The 21,016-nt window shown below is 70.3% G+C and carries 19 protein-coding genes and 2 tRNA genes; 12 read left to right on the top strand and 9 right to left on the bottom strand.

Annotated features, from left to right (window positions below):
- Window positions 1-211: 211 nt before the first annotated feature.
- From purS to purL, 3 genes are read left to right on the top strand one after another with little or no spacing between them, the layout of a single operon-like run.
- On the top strand, window positions 212-457 hold the full coding sequence (purS, locus tag IO20_RS0107655) for a phosphoribosylformylglycinamidine synthase subunit PurS (RefSeq protein ID WP_030221400.1): 246 nt from the start codon (window positions 212-214) through the stop codon (window positions 455-457).
- Window positions 454-1,134, top strand: coding sequence for a phosphoribosylformylglycinamidine synthase subunit PurQ (purQ, locus tag IO20_RS0107650; protein ID WP_030549611.1), 681 nt, complete (start codon window positions 454-456; stop codon window positions 1,132-1,134). Before purS ends, purQ begins: the two co-directional genes overlap by 4 nt.
- Complete coding sequence (gene purL, locus IO20_RS0107645; protein ID WP_030549610.1) at window positions 1,134-3,383, top strand: phosphoribosylformylglycinamidine synthase subunit PurL; 2,250 nt, start codon at window positions 1,134-1,136, stop codon at window positions 3,381-3,383. The genes purQ and purL overlap by 1 nt, the downstream gene beginning before the upstream one ends.
- Window positions 3,384-3,455: 72 nt before the next feature.
- Here purL and IO20_RS0107640 read toward each other — a convergent pair whose 3' ends face one another.
- The gene (locus IO20_RS0107640; RefSeq protein WP_030549609.1) at window positions 3,456-3,860 is read right to left on the bottom strand and encodes a nuclear transport factor 2 family protein; all 405 of its coding nucleotides are present in this window, start codon (window positions 3,858-3,860) and stop codon (window positions 3,456-3,458) included.
- Window positions 3,861-3,955: 95 nt separating this feature from the next.
- Here IO20_RS0107640 and IO20_RS0107635 point away from each other — a divergent pair, with 95 nt between their 5' ends.
- Window positions 3,956-4,744 (top strand): maleylpyruvate isomerase family mycothiol-dependent enzyme, encoded by a 789-nt coding sequence (locus tag IO20_RS0107635; protein WP_030549608.1) that lies wholly within the window; start codon window positions 3,956-3,958, stop codon window positions 4,742-4,744.
- A 35-nt stretch (window positions 4,745-4,779) separates the two neighbouring features.
- Window positions 4,780-5,607, top strand: a complete 828-nt coding sequence (locus IO20_RS0107630) for an META domain-containing protein (protein ID WP_030549607.1) — start codon at window positions 4,780-4,782, stop codon at window positions 5,605-5,607.
- On the opposite strand, the gene IO20_RS0107625 is transcribed toward IO20_RS0107630, so the two are convergent.
- Together IO20_RS0107625 and IO20_RS42290 are read right to left on the bottom strand one after the other, a co-directional pair.
- Window positions 5,601-6,995: a sulfatase-like hydrolase/transferase gene (locus tag IO20_RS0107625; protein WP_078945969.1), complete on the bottom strand. Its 1,395-nt coding sequence runs from the start codon at window positions 6,993-6,995 to the stop codon at window positions 5,601-5,603. The genes IO20_RS0107630 and IO20_RS0107625 overlap by 7 nt on opposite strands.
- Window positions 6,996-7,122: 127 nt before the next feature.
- Window positions 7,123-7,215 (bottom strand): putative leader peptide, encoded by a 93-nt coding sequence (locus IO20_RS42290; protein WP_359202610.1) that lies wholly within the window; start codon window positions 7,213-7,215, stop codon window positions 7,123-7,125.
- A 316-nt stretch (window positions 7,216-7,531) separates the two neighbouring features.
- Here IO20_RS42290 and purF point away from each other — a divergent pair, with 316 nt between their 5' ends.
- Window positions 7,532-9,058 carry an amidophosphoribosyltransferase gene (gene purF, locus IO20_RS0107620; RefSeq protein WP_030549605.1) on the top strand — a complete coding sequence of 509 codons (1,527 nt, stop codon included), beginning with the start codon at window positions 7,532-7,534 and terminating at the stop codon, window positions 9,056-9,058.
- A gap of 58 nt (window positions 9,059-9,116) precedes the next feature.
- The gene (gene purM, locus IO20_RS0107615; protein ID WP_030549604.1) at window positions 9,117-10,199 is read left to right on the top strand and encodes a phosphoribosylformylglycinamidine cyclo-ligase; all 1,083 of its coding nucleotides are present in this window, start codon (window positions 9,117-9,119) and stop codon (window positions 10,197-10,199) included.
- A 146-nt stretch (window positions 10,200-10,345) separates the two neighbouring features.
- Here purM and IO20_RS0107610 read toward each other — a convergent pair whose 3' ends face one another.
- On the bottom strand, window positions 10,346-10,600 hold the full coding sequence (locus tag IO20_RS0107610) for a DUF3073 domain-containing protein (RefSeq protein ID WP_030221379.1): 255 nt from the start codon (window positions 10,598-10,600) through the stop codon (window positions 10,346-10,348).
- Window positions 10,601-10,956: 356 nt separating this feature from the next.
- On the bottom strand, window positions 10,957-12,048 hold the full coding sequence (locus tag IO20_RS0107605) for a Leu/Phe/Val dehydrogenase (protein WP_030549603.1): 1,092 nt from the start codon (window positions 12,046-12,048) through the stop codon (window positions 10,957-10,959).
- Between the two features lie 155 nt (window positions 12,049-12,203).
- Here IO20_RS0107605 and IO20_RS0107600 point away from each other — a divergent pair, with 155 nt between their 5' ends.
- Both IO20_RS0107600 and bldC read left to right on the top strand, forming a co-directional pair.
- Entirely contained in the window at window positions 12,204-13,067 is an 864-nt protein-coding gene (locus IO20_RS0107600) for a DUF8083 family protein (RefSeq protein ID WP_030549602.1), read from the top strand.
- Between the two features lie 592 nt (window positions 13,068-13,659).
- Window positions 13,660-13,866: a developmental transcriptional regulator BldC gene (gene bldC / locus IO20_RS0107595; protein WP_003949541.1), complete on the top strand. Its 207-nt coding sequence runs from the start codon at window positions 13,660-13,662 to the stop codon at window positions 13,864-13,866.
- Between the two features lie 331 nt (window positions 13,867-14,197).
- On the opposite strand, the gene IO20_RS42285 is transcribed toward bldC, so the two are convergent.
- The 3 genes from IO20_RS42285 to hrpA all read right to left on the bottom strand — a co-directional run bounded on the left by IO20_RS42285 (window position 14,198) and on the right by hrpA (window position 18,682).
- Entirely contained in the window at window positions 14,198-14,428 is a 231-nt protein-coding gene (locus tag IO20_RS42285; protein WP_030549601.1) for a DUF6274 family protein, read from the bottom strand.
- 143 nt (window positions 14,429-14,571) lie between these two features.
- Window positions 14,572-14,645, bottom strand: a tRNA-Asp gene (locus IO20_RS0107585).
- A 98-nt stretch (window positions 14,646-14,743) separates the two neighbouring features.
- The gene (gene hrpA, locus IO20_RS0107580) at window positions 14,744-18,682 is read right to left on the bottom strand and encodes an ATP-dependent RNA helicase HrpA (RefSeq protein WP_030549600.1); all 3,939 of its coding nucleotides are present in this window, start codon (window positions 18,680-18,682) and stop codon (window positions 14,744-14,746) included.
- Window positions 18,683-18,804: 122 nt separating this feature from the next.
- Between hrpA and IO20_RS0107575 the strand changes: the two genes are divergently transcribed.
- From IO20_RS0107575 to IO20_RS0107565, 3 genes are read left to right on the top strand one after another with little or no spacing between them, the layout of a single operon-like run.
- On the top strand, window positions 18,805-19,155 hold the full coding sequence (locus IO20_RS0107575) for a hypothetical protein (RefSeq protein ID WP_030549599.1): 351 nt from the start codon (window positions 18,805-18,807) through the stop codon (window positions 19,153-19,155).
- Between the two features lie 54 nt (window positions 19,156-19,209).
- Complete coding sequence (locus tag IO20_RS0107570; protein ID WP_051874431.1) at window positions 19,210-19,959, top strand: DsbA family protein; 750 nt, start codon at window positions 19,210-19,212, stop codon at window positions 19,957-19,959.
- The gene (locus IO20_RS0107565; RefSeq protein WP_030549597.1) at window positions 19,956-20,798 is read left to right on the top strand and encodes a cytochrome c biogenesis CcdA family protein; all 843 of its coding nucleotides are present in this window, start codon (window positions 19,956-19,958) and stop codon (window positions 20,796-20,798) included. Before IO20_RS0107570 ends, IO20_RS0107565 begins: the two co-directional genes overlap by 4 nt.
- A gap of 123 nt (window positions 20,799-20,921) precedes the next feature.
- Here IO20_RS0107565 and IO20_RS0107560 read toward each other — a convergent pair.
- Window positions 20,922-20,995: transfer RNA gene (locus tag IO20_RS0107560), tRNA-Phe, on the bottom strand.
- Window positions 20,996-21,016: the final 21 nt, after the last annotated feature.

The following is a 21,016-nucleotide window of genomic DNA, read 5'->3' as shown; positions in this document are numbered from 1 at the left end:
CAATTGTTTCAGCGTGTCCCGGAGCAATGGACTCCGCAATATTTCACTCGAATTTTGTGTGCGCGGGCCGGGGCGGGGAGGGTGTGGCGTTCGTCGGCCGAGCGGTCTCGCGGCCTGGCTTTTGGAGGATCCTTCAGATCTCTACCCGCGTAGAATTTGGAGGCAGGTACGCTGATGGAACCGCCCACGCAACACACCACCGGGAGTGCCAGTGGCACGCGTCGTAGTCGACGTCATGCTCAAGCCGGAGATCCTCGACCCTCAGGGGCAGGCGGTGCAGCGTGCACTGCCCCGCCTGGGATTCGCCGGAATCGCCGACGTCCGCCAGGGGAAGCGCTTCGAGTTGGAGGTGGAGGGCCCGGTCGACGAGGCCGCCCTCGCCCGCATCCATGAGATGGCCGAAACCTTCCTTGCCAACACCGTGATCGAAGACTTCATCGTGAAGGTGGAATCGTGACCGCACGCATCGGCGTCGTCACCTTCCCCGGCACGCTCGACGACCAGGACGCGCTGCGCGCAGCCCGCCTGGCCAGCGCCGAGCCCGTCTCGCTCTGGCACCGCGACAAGGACCTCAAGCAGGTCGACGCCGTGGTCCTGGCAGGCGGCTTCTCCTACGGGGACTACCTGCGGGCCGGAGCCATCTCCCGCTTCTCGCCGGTGATGGAGACGATCATCGAGCAGGCGAAGGCGGGCATGCCCGTCCTCGGCATCTGCAACGGCTTCCAGATCCTCACCGAGGCACACCTGCTGCCCGGCGCGATGCTGCGCAACAACCACCTCCACTTCATCTGCCGCGACCAGAAGCTGCGGGTGGAGAACGCGGAGACCGCCTGGACCTCTGACTACGTCAAGGGCCAGGAGATCGAGGTCCCGCTCAAGAACATGGACGGCCGGTACGTCGCGGACGAGCGTGTGCTCGACGAGCTGGAGGCCGAGGGGCGGGTGGCCTTCCGCTACCTGGACACGAACCCCAACGGCTCGCTGCGTGACATCGCGGGCATCACCAACGCCGCGGGCAACGTGGTCGGCCTCATGCCGCACCCCGAGCACGCCGTCGAGCCGCTGATCGGCACCGGCAAGACGGACGGCCTCGGTTTCTTCACCTCGATCCTCAAGAAGCTGGTCAACGCCTGATGAGCCTCGACACCGTCAAGCACGCCACCGGGACCCCCGAGGCCGAGCAGCCCTGGAAGGAGCTCGGCCTCAAGGAGGACGAGTACGCGCGCATCCGCGAGATCCTCGGCCGCCGTCCCACCGGCGCCGAGCTCGCCATGTACTCCGTCATGTGGTCCGAGCACTGCTCCTACAAGAGCAGCAAGGTGCACCTGAAGCAGTTCGGCGAGAAGGTCCCGGAGAACGACGCCATGCTCGTCGGCATCGGCGAGAACGCCGGCGTCGTCGACGTGGGCCAGGGGTACGCGGTCACCTTCAAGGTCGAGTCGCACAACCACCCCTCGTACATCGAGCCCTACCAGGGCGCGGCCACCGGCGTCGGCGGCATCGTCCGCGACATCCTCGCCATGGGCGCCCGCCCGGTCGCGGTCGTCGACCCGCTGCGCTTCGGCGCGGCCGACCACCCCGACACCAAGCGCGTGCTGCCCGGTGTCGTCGCCGGCATCGGCGGCTACGGCAACTGCCTCGGCCTGCCCAACATCGGCGGCGAGGTCGTCTTCGACTCCTGCTACCAGGGCAACCCGCTCGTCAACGCCGGCTGCATCGGCGTGATGAAGCACGAGGACATCCACCTCGCCCAGGCCTCCGGCCCCGGCAACAAGGTGATCCTGTACGGCGCCCGCACGGGTGGTGACGGCATCGGCGGCGTCTCGGTCCTCGCGTCCGAGACCTTCGACGACACGAAGCCGACCAAGCGCCCCGCCGTCCAGGTCGGCGACCCCTTCCAGGAGAAGCTCCTCATCGAGTGCACCCTGGAGATCTTCAAGGAGAAGCTGGTCGCGGGCATCCAGGACCTCGGCGGCGCCGGGCTCTCCTGTGCCACGTCCGAGCTGGCCTCCGCCGGTTCCGGCGGCATGCGCGTCGAGCTCGACCGGGTGCACCTGCGTGACGCGACCCTCTCGCCCGAGGAAATCCTCATGAGCGAGTCGCAGGAGCGCATGTGCGCGATCGTCGAGCCGCAGCACGTCGAGCGCTTCCTGGAGATCTGCGAGAAGTGGGACGTCATCGCCACCGTCATCGGTGAGGTGACCGAGGGCGAGCGCCTGGAGATCTTCTGGCACGGCGAGCAGATCGTCGACGTGCCGCCGCGCTCCGTCGCCCACGAGGGCCCGACCTACCACCGGCCGTTCGCGCGCCCGGCGTGGCAGGACGCGCTCCAGGCCGACGACGCGGGCAAGCTGCCCCGGCCGCAGAACGGCGCCGAGCTGAAGGACCAGGTCCTCAGGCTCGTCTCCTCCCCGAACCAGGCCTCCAAGTCCTGGATCACGGACCAGTACGACCGGTTCGTGCAGGGCAACACGGTCCTGGCGCAGCCCGAGGACGCGGGCATGGTCCGTATCGACGAGGAGACCAACCTCGGCGTGGCCATGGCGACCGACGGCAACGGCCGGTACGCGAAGCTCGACCCGTACACCGGTGCGCAGCTCGCCCTGGCGGAGGCGTACCGCAACGTCGCCGCCTCCGGTGCCAAGCCGCTCGCCATCTCGGACTGCCTGAACTTCGGTTCGCCCGAGGACCCGGACGTGATGTGGCAGTTCGCCGAGGCCACCCGTGGTCTCGCGGACGGCTGCCTCCAGCTGGGCACCCCGGTGACGGGCGGCAACGTCTCGCTCTACAACCAGACGGGCGAGACCGCGATCCACCCGACGCCGGTCGTGGCCGTCCTCGGTGTGATCGACGACGTGAACCGCCGTACGCCGATCGCCTTCGCGGAAGAGGGCCAGCTCCTCTACCTGCTCGGCGACACGCGGGGCGAGTTCGGCGGCTCGGCCTGGTCCGAGGTGATCCACCAGCACCTCGGCGGCATGCCGCCGGCCGTGGACCTCGACCGGGAGAAGCTGCTCGGCGACATCCTGATCTCGGCCTCCCGCGACGGCATGATCGACGCGGCGCACGACCTGTCCGACGGCGGTCTCGTGCAGGCGGTCGTGGAGTCCTGCCTGCGCGGCGGGAACGGTGCGCGCCTGGTCGTCCCCGAGGGCCTGGACGCCTTCACGTTCCTCTTCTCGGAGTCGGCGGGCCGCGCGGTCGTCGCCGTCCCGCGCAGCGAGGAACTCCGCTTCACCGACATGTGCGGTGCGCGGGGTCTGCCGGCGACCCGGATCGGTGTCGTCGACGGAGACGCGGTCGACGTCCAGGGCGAGTTCGCGCTCTCCCTGACGGAGCTGCGCGAGGCGCACGAGGCGACGATCCCGGCCCTGCTGGCCTGATCCGACGCGGTACGTGAGACGGCCCCCGGTCCTGCGCATGGGACCGGGGGCCGTCTCGTATCCGTGTCACGTTCAGTCGGGCGGTCCCCAGAAGGCGTCGGATTCCTCGATGTCCGCGACGCACTCGTCCACGTCGGTCATCTTGCCGCCGACGATGCTGAAGAAGAGCCCGCCCTCCATCTCGATGCCGCGGTCGCCGCGGTCGCCGTGCCACTTGTGCACCGCCATGACATGGCCCCGGCCGTCCGGATAGACGCCCTTCAGTTCGACCTCGAACGTGCCGTCGGTGAGCTCCATGAGCTGCCCGAAGTGTTCGAGGATGTTGTCCACGCCCTTGAAGTGGCCGGACATCCGGCTGCTGCCGGGCGAGTGGTGGGTGCAGTCCGCGGTCATCATCGACCGTATGGTCGCCATGTCGCCCTTGGAGAACGCGGCGTAGCCCTGGCGGACCAGGGCGGCGTCAGGGTGCTCAGCCATGGCTGATCGACCCCTTTCGTACGGGTAGACGCTGTGCTGGAAGCCTTCCCTCTCCCGTCTCTCGACCTCTCCAGTCTCCGACTACGCTCGCCCCCATGCCACCGGCCAAGAAGCGCACCCGCAGCTATGACTCCGCCAAGATCAGGTCCGCCGTGCTCGCCCAGTTCGGCCACGTACGGGAGGCAGTCGGGGCGCTCACGCCCGAGCAGCTCGACGGGCCGACCAGGCTGGGGGAGTGGTCGGTACGGGATCTGGCGGCGCATCTGGCGTGGATGGTCGACTCCGTGCCGCAGCTGCTCGCCATGCCGGAGCGGGCGAAGGACCGGCTGGCGCTGCTCGACTGGCCGTTCGTCACGGCCGGCGCGTCCGAGCGGATCGACGCGTTTACCCGCGGTCTCGACGCCTCCGACCTGACCGGGCTGTACGCGCGCGTGGCGGACGATTACGAGCGGGCGGTGGCGGGCGTCGAGGACGAGCGCGTCCTGCCGGTGAGCTTCGGCGGGATGACGCTCGCCGATTTCCTCGTCACCAGGACCGTCGAACTCGTCGTCCACACCGACGACCTGAACGCGGCGACCGGCGCCGGCATCCCGTACGACCGGCAGGCGCTCGCGGCCTGCACCCGACTGCTCGCCGACGCGCTCGCGTCGAAGGCCCCGGGCGGGGCGGTCGAGGTGCGGGTGCCGCCGTACGCGGTGGTGCAGTGCGTGGAAGGCCCCCGGCACACCCGGGGCACCCCGCCCAACGTGGTCGAGACGGACCCCATGACCTGGATCCGGCTCGCGACCGGCCGGGCGCGGTGGGCGAAGGAGCTCGACGAGGCCCGGATCAGCGCGAGCGGCGAACGCGCCGACCTGGAGCGGCTCCTGCCCCTGATGGGCTGAGGGAACCGACTCGTACGCGCGGCCGTCCCACCGCCATGCAGACGCAGACGCCGCGCACCCTCGCAGCCGCCGCCCTGGTCCTCCTCCTCGCCGCCTGCGGTACGGAGGGAGGCTCCGGGTCCGGCGCGGACACCGCCGCCCCCGACCTCCCCGTCGCCGGTACGTACTGGACGATCGGCGCCGTGACGCTCGACGGGCGGAGGTCGACCGCCCCGGACGGCGCCCGCGTCGACTTCGGGGAGAACGGCCGCGCGCGGGGGAACAGCGGCTGCAACGGCTTCGACGCTGCCGTCGCGGTGAACGGGGACACCCTCACCGTCTCCGGGCAGGGGATCACCGAGATCGGCTGCCCCGGCGACCGGCAGCGCTTCGAGACGGAGCTGATGAAGGCCTTCTCCGGCCCGCTGAAGGGAAGGCTGAAGGGTGAGTCCCTCACCCTGACGTCCCCGGACGGCCGGAACGGTCTGGAACTGACCGCCGAGCCGGCCGCCCCGCTGCGCGGCACGACCTGGAAGATCGACGGGCTCGTCTCCGGGGACACCGTGGCCTCACCGCCCGCCGGCAGTGAGGGCAAGGCGCGGCTCGTCCTCGGCAAGGACGGCCGGGTCAGCGGCAACCTGGGCTGCAACAACTTCTCCGCGACCGCCACGGTGGCGGAGAAGACGCTCACGGTCCAGGGCCCGGCCGCGACCACCCGCATGATGTGCACGAGCCCGCAGATGGAGCTGGAGACGAAGCTGTACGAGCTCCTCGACGGCCCGCTCACCTACCGGCTCGACCACCGGACCCTGACCCTCACCGATGCCTCCGGCGAGGGCCTCACCGCGGTCGCGGTCGCGGAGCCGGGTGCCGGTGCTCAGTAGCGCAGGAGTCCCGCGTCGATCCGTTCCCAGGCCGTCCGCAGCGAGGCGGTGAGACCGGGCTCGACGGCCGCCAGGTCCGCCTGCTCGCGGACGTCCCGGCCGAGGTGGAAGAGCTGGTCGCGGCCGGACTTGCCGCGGTAGTACTTCCAGTCGCCCCGCCGCAGGGCCCGCTCGCCGCGCACCCGCCAGAACAGGTCCCGCTCCGGGACCTCGTCGCCGCGCAGCAGGTACCGGGCGAGGCTCGTGCCGTCGAGCGGGTGGGCCGGGTCGGGGCGGGCACCGGCGAGTTCGAGGAGGGTGGCGGTCCAGTCGGGGCTGAAGAGCGGGAGGCCGCTGACCTGGCCGCCGTCGATCCGGGCCGGCCAGCGCAGCACGGACGGGACGCGGATGCCGCCTTCCTGGAGGGAGCCCTTGTTGCCGGCGAGCGGCCAGTTGTAGGAGAAGCGTTCGCCGCCGTTGTCGCTGGCGAAGACGACGAGGGTGTCCTGCTCCTGACCGGAGCGGCGCAGGGCGTCCAGGACCTTGCCGATCGACCGGTCGAGGTCCTCGACGAGCTGGGTGTACTTCTCGACCGAGCCGCCGTCCTGGTGCCACAGGGCACGGCCGTCGCCCGCCTTGATGCGCCGGGTGATCTCGTCGCTGGTCTCCTTGTCGCCGTCGGCGACCCACGGCCAGTGCGGGGTGGTGAAGTTCAGGTTGAGGAGCCAGGGCCGGTCGTGGTCGCGGCCGACGTACTCGCTCGCCCGCTCGGTGAGGATGCGCGTGTAGTAGCGCAGGTCCTTGTACTCGGCGTCGCCCTCGTAGAGGTCGTACTCGCCGCCGAGGCCGAGCTTGGAGTAGTACTCCAGGGCTCCGCCGAAGTTGCCGAAGAACTCGTCCCAGCCGGATCGGGTGGGGGAGTAGTCGGGCAGGTAGCCGCAGTGCCACTTGCCGATGAGGGCGGTGGCGTAGCCGGAGTCGCGGAGCAGCGAGGCGAGCGTGGGGTGGGTGGGCTCCAGGCCGACGGACCGGTCGGCGATGGGTTCGGCGAGGCCCCCCTTGGTGCGGCCCGGGTAGCGGCCGGTGTAGAGGCTGAAGCGGGTGGGGGAGCAGGTCGCGGAGCCGGAGTAGGCGTCGGTGAAGCGGACGCCCTGGCGGGCGAGCCGGTCGAGGTGCGGGGTGCGGATGTGCGGCGAGCCGTACGAGGAGAGGTCGGCCCAGCCGAGGTCGTCGCCGAGGATGAAGAGGATGTTGGGGCGCCGGGAGTGGCGGCGCGGGCTGGCGGCGCGGAACTCGCGCTCCTCGGGTGCGGCGGCCTGGGCCGGGGCGGCGGTGACGCCGATGGCGGCAGCGGCGGCGGCTCCGGCGGCGGCGCCGCCGAGGGCGCGGCGGGAGAGGGATGCGGACACGGGGGTCTCCAGACGGGCGTGCGGGTACGCCTCCGGTCCCGGTGCCGCCGGGCGGGGTGGGGGACGGCGGCGCGGAGGAGGCGGTGACAAGGAGGGGGAGGGGAGAGGCGGAGGACCGGGAGACCGGTCAGAGGCAGCGACAGCCGGCGCTGGTGACACGGACGAGGTCCACGTGTCGGCGCTGGACGAGGGTGACCGACCGGTCACGCGAGGGCTGCATGGGGCTGGAGCTTTCTCCAGCGTCCGCGTACCTGTCAACGTCGTCTCGCACCCCGGGACCGGGTGTGGCAGCGGTGTTGCGGCGGTGTTTCGGACTCCGGGACGCCGCCGGATTGCGAACTCCGTCACATCGCGGAGGAATTCCGGAGCTGGTACGAGCGTCCGCTCGCGGGGGCGCCGGGGGTCGGAACCCTTCCCCCGCCTGGTTCGTGGGCCTCTCCGAGCCAGAGACGATCAGTTGGTGTGATCGTACGAGCGTCGCGGTGCTGGATTTCGCCAATTCGGACCAGTGGTCGACCGCGTCTACACTCGGAAACGTGCCACGTGGTGACGGTCGACTCAATCACGATCTGCTTCCCGGTGAGAAGGGCCCCCAGGACGCTTGCGGCGTCTTCGGTGTCTGGGCTCCGGGTGAAGAGGTCGCAAAGCTCACGTACTTCGGGCTCTATGCCCTCCAGCATCGGGGCCAGGAATCCGCGGGTATCGCGGTTAGCAACGGCTCCCAGATCCTCGTCTTCAAGGACATGGGGCTCGTTTCCCAGGTCTTCGACGAGACCTCTCTCGGTTCCCTCCAAGGTCATATCGCGGTCGGTCACGCCCGCTACTCGACCACCGGTGCCTCCGTGTGGGAGAACGCGCAGCCGACGTTCCGGGCAACCGCCCACGGCTCGATCGCGCTCGGCCACAACGGCAACCTGGTGAACACGGCGCAGCTCGCCGAGATGGTCGCCGACCTGCCCAAGAAGGAAGGCCGCTCGACCCGGGTGGCCGCCACCAACGACACCGATCTGCTCACCGCGCTGCTCGCGGCCCAGGTCGACGAGGACGGCAAGCCGCTCACCATCGAGCAGGCCGCCGCGAAGGTCCTCCCCGACGTCCGGGGCGCCTTCTCCCTCGTCTTCATGGACGAGCACACGCTCTACGCGGCCCGTGACCCGCAGGGCATCCGCCCGCTGGTCCTCGGCCGTCTGGAGCGCGGCTGGGTGGTCGCGTCGGAGTCCGCCGCCCTCGACATCTGTGGCGCCAGCTACGTCCGCGAGGTCGAGCCGGGCGAGATGATCGCGATCGACGAGAACGGCATCCGCACCTCGCGATTCGCGGAAGCGAAGCCCAAGGGCTGTGTCTTCGAGTACGTGTACCTGGCTCGCCCGGACACCGACATCGCCGGCCGGAACGTGTACCTCTCCCGCGTGGAGATGGGCCGCCGCCTCGCGAAGGAGGCGCCCGTCGAGGCCGACCTGGTGATAGCGACGCCGGAGTCCGGAACCCCGGCCGCGATCGGCTACGCCGAGGCCTCGGGCATCCCCTTCGGCGCGGGCCTGGTGAAGAACGCCTACGTCGGGCGCACCTTCATCCAGCCGTCCCAGACCATCCGCCAGCTCGGCATCCGGCTGAAGCTGAACCCGCTCAAGGAAGTCATCAAGGGCAAGCGCCTGGTGGTCGTCGACGACTCGATCGTCCGCGGCAACACCCAGCGCGCGCTCGTCCGGATGCTCCGCGAGGCCGGCGCGGCCGAGATCCACATCCGGATCTCCTCGCCGCCGGTGAAGTGGCCCTGCTTCTTCGGCATCGACTTCGCCACCCGCGCGGAGCTCATCGCCAACGGCATGTCGATCGACGAGATCGGCAAGTCGCTGGGCGCGGATTCGCTCTCGTACATCTCGCTCGACGGGATGATCGAGGCGACCACGATCCAGAAGCCGAACCTCTGCCGTGCGTGCTTCGACGGCGAGTACCCGATGGAGCTGCCGGATCCCGAGCTGCTCGGCAAGCAGCTCCTGGAGACCGAGCTGGCCGCAGGCCCGGCGGCCACCGCGGCCTCCGACGCGCTCCGTCGCCCGTAAGAAGCCGCTGCGACCCGCAGTACGGCGTGCAGTACGACGACACGAAAGCTCTGAACCCATGTCTCAGACCACCGGTGCCAGCTACGCGGCGGCGAGCTACAAAACTGCAGGTGTCGACATCGAAGCGGGTGACCGCGCCGTCGAGCTCATGAAGGAGTGGGTGAAGAAGACGCAGCGCCCTGAGGTCCTCGGTGGCCTCGGGGGCTTCGCCGGCCTCTTCGACGCCTCCGCCCTCAAGCGCTACGAGCGTCCGCTGCTCGCCTCCGCCACCGACGGCGTCGGCACGAAGGTCGACATCGCCCGCCAGATGGGCGTGTACGACACGATCGGCCACGACCTGGTCGCGATGGTCATGGACGACATCGTCGTCTGCGGCGCCGAGCCGCTCTTCATGACCGACTACATCTGCGTGGGCAAGGTCCACCCGGAGCGGGTCGCCGCCATCGTCAAGGGCATCGCCGAGGGCTGTGTCCTGGCCGGTTGCGCCCTGGTCGGCGGCGAGACGGCCGAGCACCCTGGCCTCCTCGGCCCGGACGACTTCGACGTGGCCGGCGCGGGCACGGGTGTCGTGGAGTACGACCGGCTGCTCGGCGCCGATCGCATCCGTACGGGGGACGCGGTCATCGCCATGGCCTCCTCGGGTCTTCACTCGAACGGGTACTCGCTCGTACGGCACGTGGTCTTCGACCGCGCCGGCATGACCCTCGACCAGCGGGTCGAGGAGCTCGGCCGGACCCTGGGCGAGGAGCTCCTGGAGCCCACGAAGATCTACTCGCTGGACTGCCTGGCCCTCACCAGGACCACGGACGTCCACGCGTACAGCCACATCACGGGCGGCGGTCTCGCCGCCAACCTGGCCCGGGTGATCCCGGACGGCCTGCACGCCACGGTCGACCGTTCCACCTGGACCCCGGGCGCGATCTTCGACCTGGTCGGCAAGGCCGGTCAGGTGGAGCGCCTGGAGCTGGAGAAGACCCTGAACATGGGCGTCGGCATGATGGCCGTCGTGCCGGCCGATTCGGTGGACGCGGCCCTGACGACGCTGGCGGACCGGGGCGTCGAGGCCTGGGTCGCGGGCGAGATCACCGAGCGCGGCGCGCACACCACCGGCGCGGAGCTGGTCGGCGACTACGCCAAGTAGAGCCGGCAGAGCGGTACGCGAACGGGGCGCTCCTGAGGGGCGCCCCGTTCGCGTACTCCGGGACCCGGGGCCCTCCCCTGGACGCGGACAGCACAGAAACCCGGCCGGGTGTCCCCGGCCGGGTTTCTGCGGTGCGATTCAGAAGGTCAAGCGCGACGCGGGGACGACGCGGGACCGGACTCGTCGTCCTCGTCCTCGTCGTCCGTGTTGTAGAGATCCGCGTACTGGGCGTACGGGTCGTCTTCCTCGTCGTCGTCCTCGAACGGCTCGCCATTCGGCGGCTGGCTCGAAGTCGAAGCGCCCAGCTCATTGGCCAGACGCGTCAGGTCCGTCCCGCCGCTGCTGTACTTCAGCTGGCGGGCGACCTTGGTCTGCTTGGCCTTTGCCCGGCCGCGCCCCATGGCTCGACCCCCTCGGTGACGGGGCTCGGTGGCCCCAGAGTCTTGACACGCGTTCATGAGTCGGAACGGACTCTCGACAGAGAGACCGGTCCGTAGAGCTTCAACGGTACCTGTTTCCGCGGGTCTACGGTACGCCGCGCGCATCACATACCCCGGTACAGAACCTTCGAGGAGCCCTTTCCTCGCTGGTCAATCGCGATTTTAACCTCTTCTGGAGGACCGACCCGCCGAAGGGCGTGAGCGAAGTCTCCCCGCGGGCCGCCCGCGGACCGCCTGTGGGCCGCCTGGGGACATCCGTGAGTCGTCCACAGGCGGCCCGGCGGCGGCCCTGGCGGCGGGCCGGCCTCCGGTACGGCTCAGCCGCGCCGCGCGTCCGCCATCCGCTGTTCGGCGATCCGGTCGGCCGCCGAGGCCGGCGGAATCCCGTCAGCCTTCGCACGTGCGAAGATTTCGAGCGTGGTGTCGAAGATCTTCGTCGCCTTCGCCTTGCAGCGGTCGAAGTCGAAGCCGTGCAGCTCGTCGGCGACCTGGATCACGCCGCCGGCGTTGACCACGTAGTCGGGCGCGTAGAGGATCCCGCGCCCCACGAGGTCCTTCTCGATGCCGGGGTGGGCCAGCTGGTTGTTGGCCGCGCCGCAGACGATGCTCGCGGTGAGGAACGGCACCGTCTCCTCGTTCAGGGCGCCGCCCAGCGCGCAGGGCGCGTAGATGTCGAGACCCTCGACGCGGATCAGCGCGTCGGTGTCGGCGACCACGGCGACCTGCGGGTACTTGTCGGTGATCCGGCGCACCGACTCCTCGCGCACATCGGTGATCACGACCTCGGCGCCGTCCTGCAGGAGGTGCTCGACGAGGTAGTGGCCGACCTTGCCGACGCCCGCGACGCCGACCTTGCGGCCGCGCAGGGTCGGGTCGCCCCACAGGGTCTGCGCGGATGCGCGCATGCCCTGGAAGACGCCGAAGGCGGTGAGGACGGAGGAGTCGCCGGCGCCGCCGTTCTCGGGGGAGCGGCCGGTGGTCCACTGGTTCTCGCGGGCGACGACGTCCATGTCGGCGACGTAGGTGCCGACGTCGCAGGCCGTGACGTACCGGCCGCCGAGGGAGGCGACGAAGCGCCCGTAGGCGAGGAGCAGCTCCTCGCTCTTGATCTTCTCCGGGTCGCCGATGATGACGGCCTTGCCGCCGCCGTGGTCGAGACCGGCCATGGCGTTCTTGTACGACATGCCGCGGGCCAGGTTGAGCGCGTCGGCGATCGCCTCGGCCTCGGTGGCGTACGGGTAGAAGCGGGTGCCGCCGAGGGCGGGGCCCAGGGCGGTGGAGTGGAGGGCGATGACGGCCTTGAGGCCGGTGGCGCGGTCCTGGCAGAGCACGACTTGCTCGTGGCCACCCTGCTCCGAGTGGAACAGGGTGCGCAGTACGTCAGCAGGAACGCCGGTCACATCGGTCACGGTGGTGACTCCCAAGTACGAAGCGGCGGTTTCGGTCCTCCCTGCGGGTGGGGGAGGACCAGTTCGGCAAGAGGGTAAGTCCTACCTGGGCGTAGATCGGCCGCAGTGCTCAGGATCACCCCCTCCCGGAGTACCTCCGTGGAAGGATTCGCGACATGTCGGTCGCCTCCTCGCTCCTCGTCCCCTACGCGTCCTATCTGCGGGTGTACGAGCCGCTGGCCGCGTTCCCCGAGCCGGAGCGGACCCACTGGGCCCGGTACGCCCGCCGGCCGCGCGTCCCGGGGGCGCAGGACGAGCTGCGCCGGTCGCTCGCGGACCTGCTGCCGACGCCGCCGGTCCCGGTCCCGGTCCACGAGAGCGCGGAGGCCTTCGTCGCCCATCTGGACGGGGTGGTGGTGATCTGTCCGTGGCGGACCCGGCTGCGCGGATGGCTGGCGCTCCAGGAGCTCGACGGCCAGTTCCCCGGGCCGGTGCTCGACGCGATGCTGCCGCCGGTGGTGCGGGTCCAGGTGGCGGGCGACTACGAGCGGTGGCTCGGTGTGAACCCGGACGCGCGGCCGTGGATCCGTACGGCGGTCTGGCACGTGCCGCTGCGCTGGTTCGCGCTCTTCGGGGACGAGGACCGGCAGTACGAGCCGGGGGAGCCCGGGGACGGCGCGGGGGCGGCCGGCCGGGCGCCGGTGCTGCGCTACCGGACGACGATGGCGCAGGCGCGCCGCCGGCTCGCGCGGGCGCTGCGGGCCCTGCGGGAGTCGATCGACGACGGTCCCATGACGGAGGGGCTGATCGAGGTGGGGCGCTGGCTGGAGGAGTTCCATCCGCGGGCGCTGGTGGAGCTGGACTTCGGCGGTCTGGTGCACGCGGTGACGGAGGAGTGGCTGGCCGCCGACCGGTCGGCGGCGCAGATGGCGGAGGGGATCGCGGCGCTGCGGGCCGGTGACGGCGAGGGGGCGAGCGAGGCGTACGGGCGGCTCGCGGAGCGCTGGCGGACGGTCCGTGAGCTGCGCTTCGCGAATTGACATCAGTCGGGCATCTTCGTCAGGTCGGTATCGACAAGACATGTCCGGCGGGTGTAAATGATCTTCAGGGGTGTCCGGATCCCGACTGCCGGATTTCGGCGATCGGGGGGTCCGGGTCTCCCGGGGGCCGTTCGGCACCCTCCGGCGGGGACGTTGGTCCCGATCCGGGCCTTTGGCTCAAGCGTGACGGACAGCACTTACCGCACCCTTGCGCCCATCGCCCACCCTCGTGCCAAAATAGGACAAGGAGTCCGGGGAGGGTTCCTTCCGCCCATCTATGGGCGGAACGCTCGACATTGCACTCTATGGGGGGTCTGAGGACTCCTGATCGCGGCTGTGACTGATCGTCACAGCCGCGTGACTGTCCGTTATGGCATGGTCCATCGACTTCCGCCGCTGATGAACACCTGCGAGGGCAATTCCATCGGTTTGGCCGACGTGGCTGGACGGATGGTGTAGTTGTAGTGCCGAGGACAAGCCGTTCGTCCTATAACCGACTCGGCCCGCTTCTGCCATTTCGGGCAAGGCGGGTCAAGGTGCAGAATTTAGAGGAAAGAACCGAGATGGTTCGGTTCTCCCGAGGAGGCCGCTCATGACCGCTCGCACCCCTGATGCCGAGCCGCTGCTGACCCCTGCCGAGGTTGCCACGATGTTCCGTGTGGACCCGAAGACGGTGACCCGTTGGGCGAAGGCCGGGAAGCTCACGTCCATCCGCACCCTGGGTGGACACCGCCGGTACCGCGAGGCTGAGGTCCGCGCGCTGCTGGCTGGCATTCCGCAGCAGCGCAGCGAGGCCTGAGGCCGCGCGAACACCCCGTATCACCCCGTAACACCGGGTCTTTCCGGATCCCCCAATCCGGTTGCCCACCCCTAGCTCTGCCGACGGAATCCTGCCCCAACAGGCCTTCGTCAACGATCGCGCTGGACTCCGCCGGGTCTGGCGCGATCTTCTTTTGTGCCCGGCGTCACTCCTCGGCCGGTGGTGCAATTGCACATATTAAATTGGGTCGGTGTAGGGAGGGTGTAAGTGAAGCGGTTTCTGAAACTGCCTCAGTGACTCCCGTCACACTGGCGAAGCCTTGCCAAAGAACAGCCTCCCACTTCGCGGAACGCTCCCAACCCGCCGTTGGTCATGGGTCGGTGGGACTTTCGTCCCCCGCGGACGAGCACGCCGCCGGCGGCTGCTCCTCGGGCTCCCCGGGCCCCCCGGGCTCCCCGGCCTCCGCGAGCTCCATGGAGAGCCGCAGGAGGCGATGGCAGACCGCGCAGTGGCGCGTGACGTGTCCGTAGCGGGAAGCGGCCGCCAGATGGGCACGCAGCAGCGCTCGTGTCTCGTGCCGTGCTGCGGACGCCGCGGCCATGCGCGACCACCTCCGGTGTGGGCCCCCGATTCCCTGATGTCCGGGGTACCGGCGGCGCCCGGCCCCGTCAAGACACCGGACCGCAACGAACACGGGAACACGACGAAAGGCCCGCATCTCGCGATGCGGGCCTTTCGGTGAAGCGAACCTGACGGGACTTGAACCCGCGACCTCCACCTTGACAGGGTGGCGAGCTAACCAACTGCTCCACAGGTCCTCGGTTGCTGCCGCTCGTAAGTGGCTGCGAGAAAGACTGTACAGCAGGTCAGCGGTCTGGTCGAACTCACCGCCGGACGGGTGCGACGAGGACCCCGGTCAGGGGGCCGCCGCGTCGATCGCCTTCACGATCCGCTTGTCCGAGACGGGGTACGCGGTGCCGAGGGCGTGCGCGAAGTAGCTCACCCGCAGCTCCTCGATCATCCAGCGGATGTCGGTGACCTCGGACGGCACCGGCCGGCCCTTCGGGAGCTGCTCGAGCAGCCAGGCGTACTCGTCCTGCATCTCCCGGACCTTCTCCATCCGGGTGGTGTCCCGCTGCACCCCGGCCGGCATCTGCTGGAGCCGTCGGTCCACCGCCACCAGGTAGCGCATGAGGTCGGGCAGCCGCTTCAGCCCCGTACGGGTGACGAAGCCCGCCGGCATCAGCCACGCCAGCTGCGCGCGCACGTCGCTCAGGTTGTCGATCAGCGCCAGGCTGTTCGTTGACTTGAGCCGGCGCTCGCAGGCCTGCCAGGCCGCCAGGATCTGCTGGACCTGGCCCACCGTCCGCACGGTCGTGTCGACGAGGTCAGCACGGACCTTGTCGTACAGCTTCCGGAAGGACTCCTCGTCCCACGCCGGGCCGCCGTGGTCCGCGATCAGCTTGTCGGCGGCCGCGGTCGCGCAGTCGTCGAAGAGGGCCTGGATCGAGCCGTGCGGGTTCGAGGACAGGGCCAGCTTCTGCTGGTTGGTCAGCTTGTCCGAGGCGAACTTCGCCGGGTTCACCGGGATGTTCAGCATGACCAGCTTCCGGGTGCCCCGCCACATCGCCTGCGCCTGCTCGGCCTCCGTGTCGAAGAGGCGCACGGCGACGGTCGCGCCCTCGTCCACGAGCGCCGGGTACGCCTTGACCGGCTGCCCGCCCCGCTTGGTCTCGAAGACCTTCGTGAGCGTGCCGATCGTCCACGCGGTGAGCCCCGTGCGCTCCAGGGAGGGCCCGGAGCCGTCAGGGCCCGCCGTGGCCGCCGCAGCGGCCTGTGAGAGGGCCTTGCGGGCCTTGGGGCGCAGCTGGAGCCGCAGCGTCTCCAGGTCCTTGTCCTCGGCGAGCTTGCGGCGCCGCTCGTCGACGATCCGGAACGTCACCTTGAGGTGCTCGGGCACCTTCGCCCAGTCGAAGTCCTCGGCGGTGACCGGGACGCCGACCATCCGCTGGAGCTCGCGGGCGAGCGCGCCGTCCAGCGGCTCCTGCACGGGCACGACGGCGTCCAGGAAGCGGCTCGCGAAGTTCGGCGCGGGCACGTAGTGCCGGCGGATCGGTTTCGGGAGCGACCGGATCAGCTCGGTGACGACCTCCGCGCGCAGACCCGGGATCTGCCACTCGAAGCCCTCGTCCGTGACCTGGTTGAGCACCTGGAGCGGGATGTGGACGGTCACGCCGTCGGCGTCCGCGCCGGGCTCGAACTGGTACGTCACCCGGAACTTCAGCGGCCCCTGCCGCCAGGAGTCCGGGTAGTCGTCCTTGGTGACCCCGGCGGCCTTCTCGTTGATGAGCATCTCGCGCTCGAAGTCGAGGAACTCCGGCTCCTCGTCGCGCTTGCGCTTCCACCAGGAGTCGAAGTGGGCGCCGGACACCACGTGCTCGGGGACGCGCTTGTCGTAGAAGTCGAACAGCGTCTCGTCGTCGACCAGGATGTCCCGGCGGCGGGCCCGGTGCTCCAGCTCCTCGACCTCGGTGAGGAGCTTGCGGTTGTCCGAGAAGAACTTGTGGTGGGTGCGCCAGTCGCCCTCGACGAGCGCGTTCCTGATGAACAGGTCCCGGGAGACCTCCGGGTCGATCCGGCCGTAGTTCACCTTGCGGTCGGCGATGATCGGCACGCCGTACAGCGTCACCTTCTCGAAGGCCATCACGGCCGCCTGGTCCTTCTCCCAGTGCGGCTCGCTGTACGTCTTCTTCACCAGGTGCTGGGCGAGCGGCTCGATCCACTCGGGCTCCACGCGCGCGTTGACCCGGGCCCACAGGCGCGAGGTCTCCACCAGCTCGGCGGACATGACGAAACGCGGGGGCTTCTTGAAGAGCGCGGAACCCGGGAAGATCGCGAACTTGGCGCTGCGGGCGCCCAGGTAGTCGTTCTTCGCGCCCTCCTTCACGTCCTTCATGCCGATGTGCGAGAGCAGACCGGCGAGGAGCGAGACGTGCACGGACTGCTCCGGCGCGTCCTCCTCGTTGACGTGGATGCCCAGCTGCTTGGCGACCGTCCGCAGCTGCGCGTAGATGTCCTGCCACTCCCGGATGCGCAGGAAGTTCAGGTACTCCTGCTTGCACATCCGGCGGAAGGAGCTGGAACCGCGCTCCTTCTGCTGCTCGCGGACGTACCGCCAGAGGTTCAGAAAGGCGAGGAAGTCGCTGGTCTCGTCCTTGAAGCGGGCGTGCTGCTGGTCGGCCTGCGTCTGCTTCTCGGCCGGCCGCTCGCGCGGGTCCTGGATGGACAGCGCCGCCGCGATCACCATGACCTCGCGGACACAGCCGTTCTTGTCGGCCTCCAGGACCATCCGGGCGAGCCGCGGGTCGACGGGCAGCTGGGAGAGCTTCCGGCCCTGCGGGGTCAGCCGCTTCTTGGGGTCCTTCTCCGTCGGGTCGATCGCGCCCAGCTCCTGCAGGAGCTGCACGCCGTCCCGGATGTTCCGGTGGTCCGGCGGGTCGATGAAGGGGAACTTCTCGATCTCGCCGAGTCCGGCGGCGGTCATCTGGAGGATGACGGAGGCCAGGTTCGTACGGAGGATCTCCGCGTCCGTGAACTCCGGCCGGGTGAGGAAGTCGTCCTCCGAGTACAGCCGGATGCAGATGCCGTCGGAGGTACGGCCGCAACGGCCCTTGCGCTGGTTGGCGCTCGCCTGGCTGACCGGCTCGATCGGCAGCCGCTGCACCTTGGTGCGGTGCGAGTAGCGGGAGATGCGGGCGGTGCCCGGGTCGATCACGTACTTGATGCCGGGGACCGTGAGGGAGGTCTCGGCGACGTTCGTGGCGAGCACGATCCGGCGGCCCGAGTGCGCCTGGAAGACCCGGTGCTGCTCGGCGTGGGACAGGCGCGCGTAGAGGGGGAGGACCTCGGTGTTGCGGAGGTTCCGCTTCAGGAGCGCGTCCGCGGTGTCGCGGATCTCGCGCTCACCGGAGAGGAAGACCAGGACGTCGCCGGGGCCCTCGGCCTGCAGCTCGTCGACGGCCTCGCAGATCGCGGTGATCTGGTCCCGGTCCGACTCCTCGGAGTCCTCCTCCAGGAGGGGCCGGTAGCGGACCTCGACCGGATACGTACGACCGCTGACCTCGACGATCGGGGCGTCGCCGAAGTGGCGGGAGAAGCGCTCCGGGTCGATCGTCGCGGAGGTGATCACGACCTTGAGGTCGGGGCGCTTCGGGAGCAGCTGGGCCAGGTAGCCGAGCAGGAAGTCGATGTTGAGTGACCGCTCGTGGGCCTCGTCGATGATGATCGTGTCGTAGGCGCGCAGCTCGCGGTCCGTCTGGATCTCGGCGAGCAGGATGCCGTCCGTCATCAGCTTCACGAAGGTCGCGTCGGGGTTCACCTGGTCGGTGAACCGGACCTTCCAGCCGACCGCCTCCCCGAGGGGGGTCCTCAGCTCCTCCGCCACGCGCTCGGCGACCGTGCGGGCGGCGATCCGGCGGGGCTGGGTGTGCCCGATCATGCCGCGGACGCCCCGGCCGAGCTCCAGGCAGATCTTCGGGATCTGGGTGGTCTTTCCGGAACCCGTCTCACCGGCGACGATCACGACCTGGTGGTCGCGTATCGCCTCCAGGATCTCGTCCTTCTTCTGCGAGACGGGCAGCTGCTCGGGATAGGTGACCGCGGGCACGCGGGAGGCGCGCCCGTCGACGCGCTCCTTGGCCTTGGCCGCCTCTGCGGCGATCTCGTCCAGGACGGCCTCGCGGGCCTCGGGCTTGCGGATGCGGCGGGCGCCTTCGAGACGGCGGCCGAGCCGGTGGGAGTCCCGCAGCGAGACCTCGGCCAGGACGGACTGGAGGGCGGCGAAGGAAGTAGACATACGGAATCCAGGATCGCACCTGCGGCCGAGAAGCGGCGAACCGATTTACGAGCGGCCTCACCGGGGGCCGGTGATCGGGTGCGTACTATTTCGGGCACGCCGCCCGGACGGAGAGGTTTCGCATGTTCCGCACCACCCGCGCGCCGGCGGCGTTCGTCGCGCTGATGGGCCTGGTGCTCGGCCTCCTGGTCTGCGGGGTGACGACGGGGACGCCCCAGCCGGTCGCCCCCGTGGTCGTGGGCGCGGCCGTGCCGGGCTGCGATCCCGGCCACCCGGCGGACGAGGGGGCCACGGGTCCCGTCGTCCCACCGCGCGCGCTCGGGTTCGCCGAGCTGTTGCCGGCCCTCGCCGCGGACCGGGAGCCGTGCGGGGTCCGCGTGACGGATCCGGCCGACCAGGGCGTGTCGGCGGGGCGGGAGCCACCCGCGCGCGTACAGCCGTCTCCCGTGGAGCTGTCGGTCCTGAGGGTGTAGACGGACGGCCGTCCTCCCTCGTCCTACCCCCCTTCTCCTCAGGAGCGCTTCCGCATGTCCAAGTCCAAGCCGATCGCCGTCGTCTCCGGGGTCGCCGTCGCCGCCGTCCTGCTCGGCGTCGTCTCGTACACCGCCACCAAGCCGACCTCGCCCGGCGCCTCCGGCTCCGAGGCCGGCTCCTCCGCCGTCGCCGAGGTCTCCGCCGACCCCTCCGCCGGCGTCTACGCCGAACTGGAGGCGTACGCCCGCCGCGACGCCTCCGACAAGCTCGCCCTCGGCCGCGCCGACGCGCCCGTCGTGCTGATCGAGTACGCCGACTTCAAGTGCGGCTACTGCGGGAAGTTCGCCCGGGACACCGAGCCGCTCCTCATCGAGAAGTACGTGGAGAACGGCACCCTGCGCATCGAGTGGCGCAACTTCCCGATCTTCGGCGAGGAGTCGGAGGCCGTCGCCCGCGCCTCCTGGGCGGCCGGGCAGCAGGGCCGGTTCTGGGAGTTCCACAAGGCCGCCTACGCCGAGGGCGCCAAGGAGAAGGGCTTCGGCAAGGACCGCCTCGCCGCCCTCGCGAAGGAGGCGGGCGTCCCCGACGCGGCCCGGTTCGCGAAGGACACCGACGGGGCGGCGGCCCGCGCGTCCGTCCGCGCGGACCAGGAGCAGGGGTACGCCCTCGGGGCCACCTCCACCCCGTCCTTCCTGGTCAACGGCCGGCCGATCGCCGGCGCGCAGCCCCTGGAGACCTTCACGGAGGCCATCGAGGCGGCGGCGAAGGCGGCGAAGAGCGCTCCCGCGAAGGCCAAGCCGTGACCTCCGGCATCGGCTACTTCGCCGCGTTCCTCGGCGGGCTGCTCGCCCTCCTCAGCCCGTGCAGCGCCCTGCTCCTGCCCGCCTTCTTCGCGTATTCGATCGACACGCGCGCGAAGCTGGTGGCCAGGACGGGCATCCTCTACGCGGGCCTGGCGACCACCCTCGTGCCGCTCGGCGCGGCCGGCTCCTTCGCGGGCCGCCTCTTCTACGGCCACCGGGACCTGCTCGTCACCGCCGGCGGCTGGCTGATCGTCGGGCTCGGCGTCCTCCAGATCCTCGGCCTGGGCTTCGCCTCCCGACGGATCGCCGAGGCGAGCGGCCGGATCCGGCCCACGTCGGCGCTCTCCGTCTACGCCCTCGGCCTGGTCTACGGGCTCGCGGGCTTCTGCGCGGGCCCGATCCTCGGCAGCGTCCTGACGGTGGCCGCGTTGAGCGGCAGCCCGGCGTACGGCGGGCTGCTCCTCGCCGTGTACGCGCTCGGCATGGCGGTGCCGCTGTTCGTCCTGGCCCTGCTCTGGGAGCGGTACGACCTGGGCGGGCGGTCCTGGCTGCGCGGCCGGCCGGTCCGGCTCGGCCACCTGACGCTCCACTCGACCTCGCTGCTCTCGGGCCTGTTCTTCGTCGCCCTCGGCACGCTCTTCCTGGTCTTCGACGGGACGACCGCGCTGCCGGGCCTGCTGTCGGTGGACGACTCGTTCGCGGTGGAGCAGCGGGTCGCCTCGCTGGGCCGGGCGGTCCCCGACTGGGCGCTGCTCGTCGCGGTGGTGGCCGTGGTGGCGCTGGTGCTCGCGGTGCGGGCCAGGCGGGGGAGCCGTACGCGGGAGCGCGAGGAGGTGTGAGCCGTACGGGGGAGGGGCGCGGGCCTCTCCCCCGTACGGCCTCCGGTTCTCCCGGTTCTCCCGGTCCCGCCGGTCCTGGAACACGAAGAAGGCCCCGTTCTTTCGAACGGGGCCTTCTGTTTGTGGCTGGGGCCGGGGTCGAACCGGCGACCTATCGCTTTTCAGGCGATCGCTCGTACCAACTGAGCTACCCAGCCACGAAGCTGTTTCCAGCTTCA

It is taken from the genome of Streptomyces exfoliatus (assembly GCF_000725545.1).
GTDB classification, from domain to species: Bacteria; Actinomycetota; Actinomycetes; order Streptomycetales; family Streptomycetaceae; genus Streptomyces; species Streptomyces exfoliatus.
Note: the sequence above shows the minus strand (reverse complement) of the source record. Positions and strands in the feature narration are given on the sequence as shown.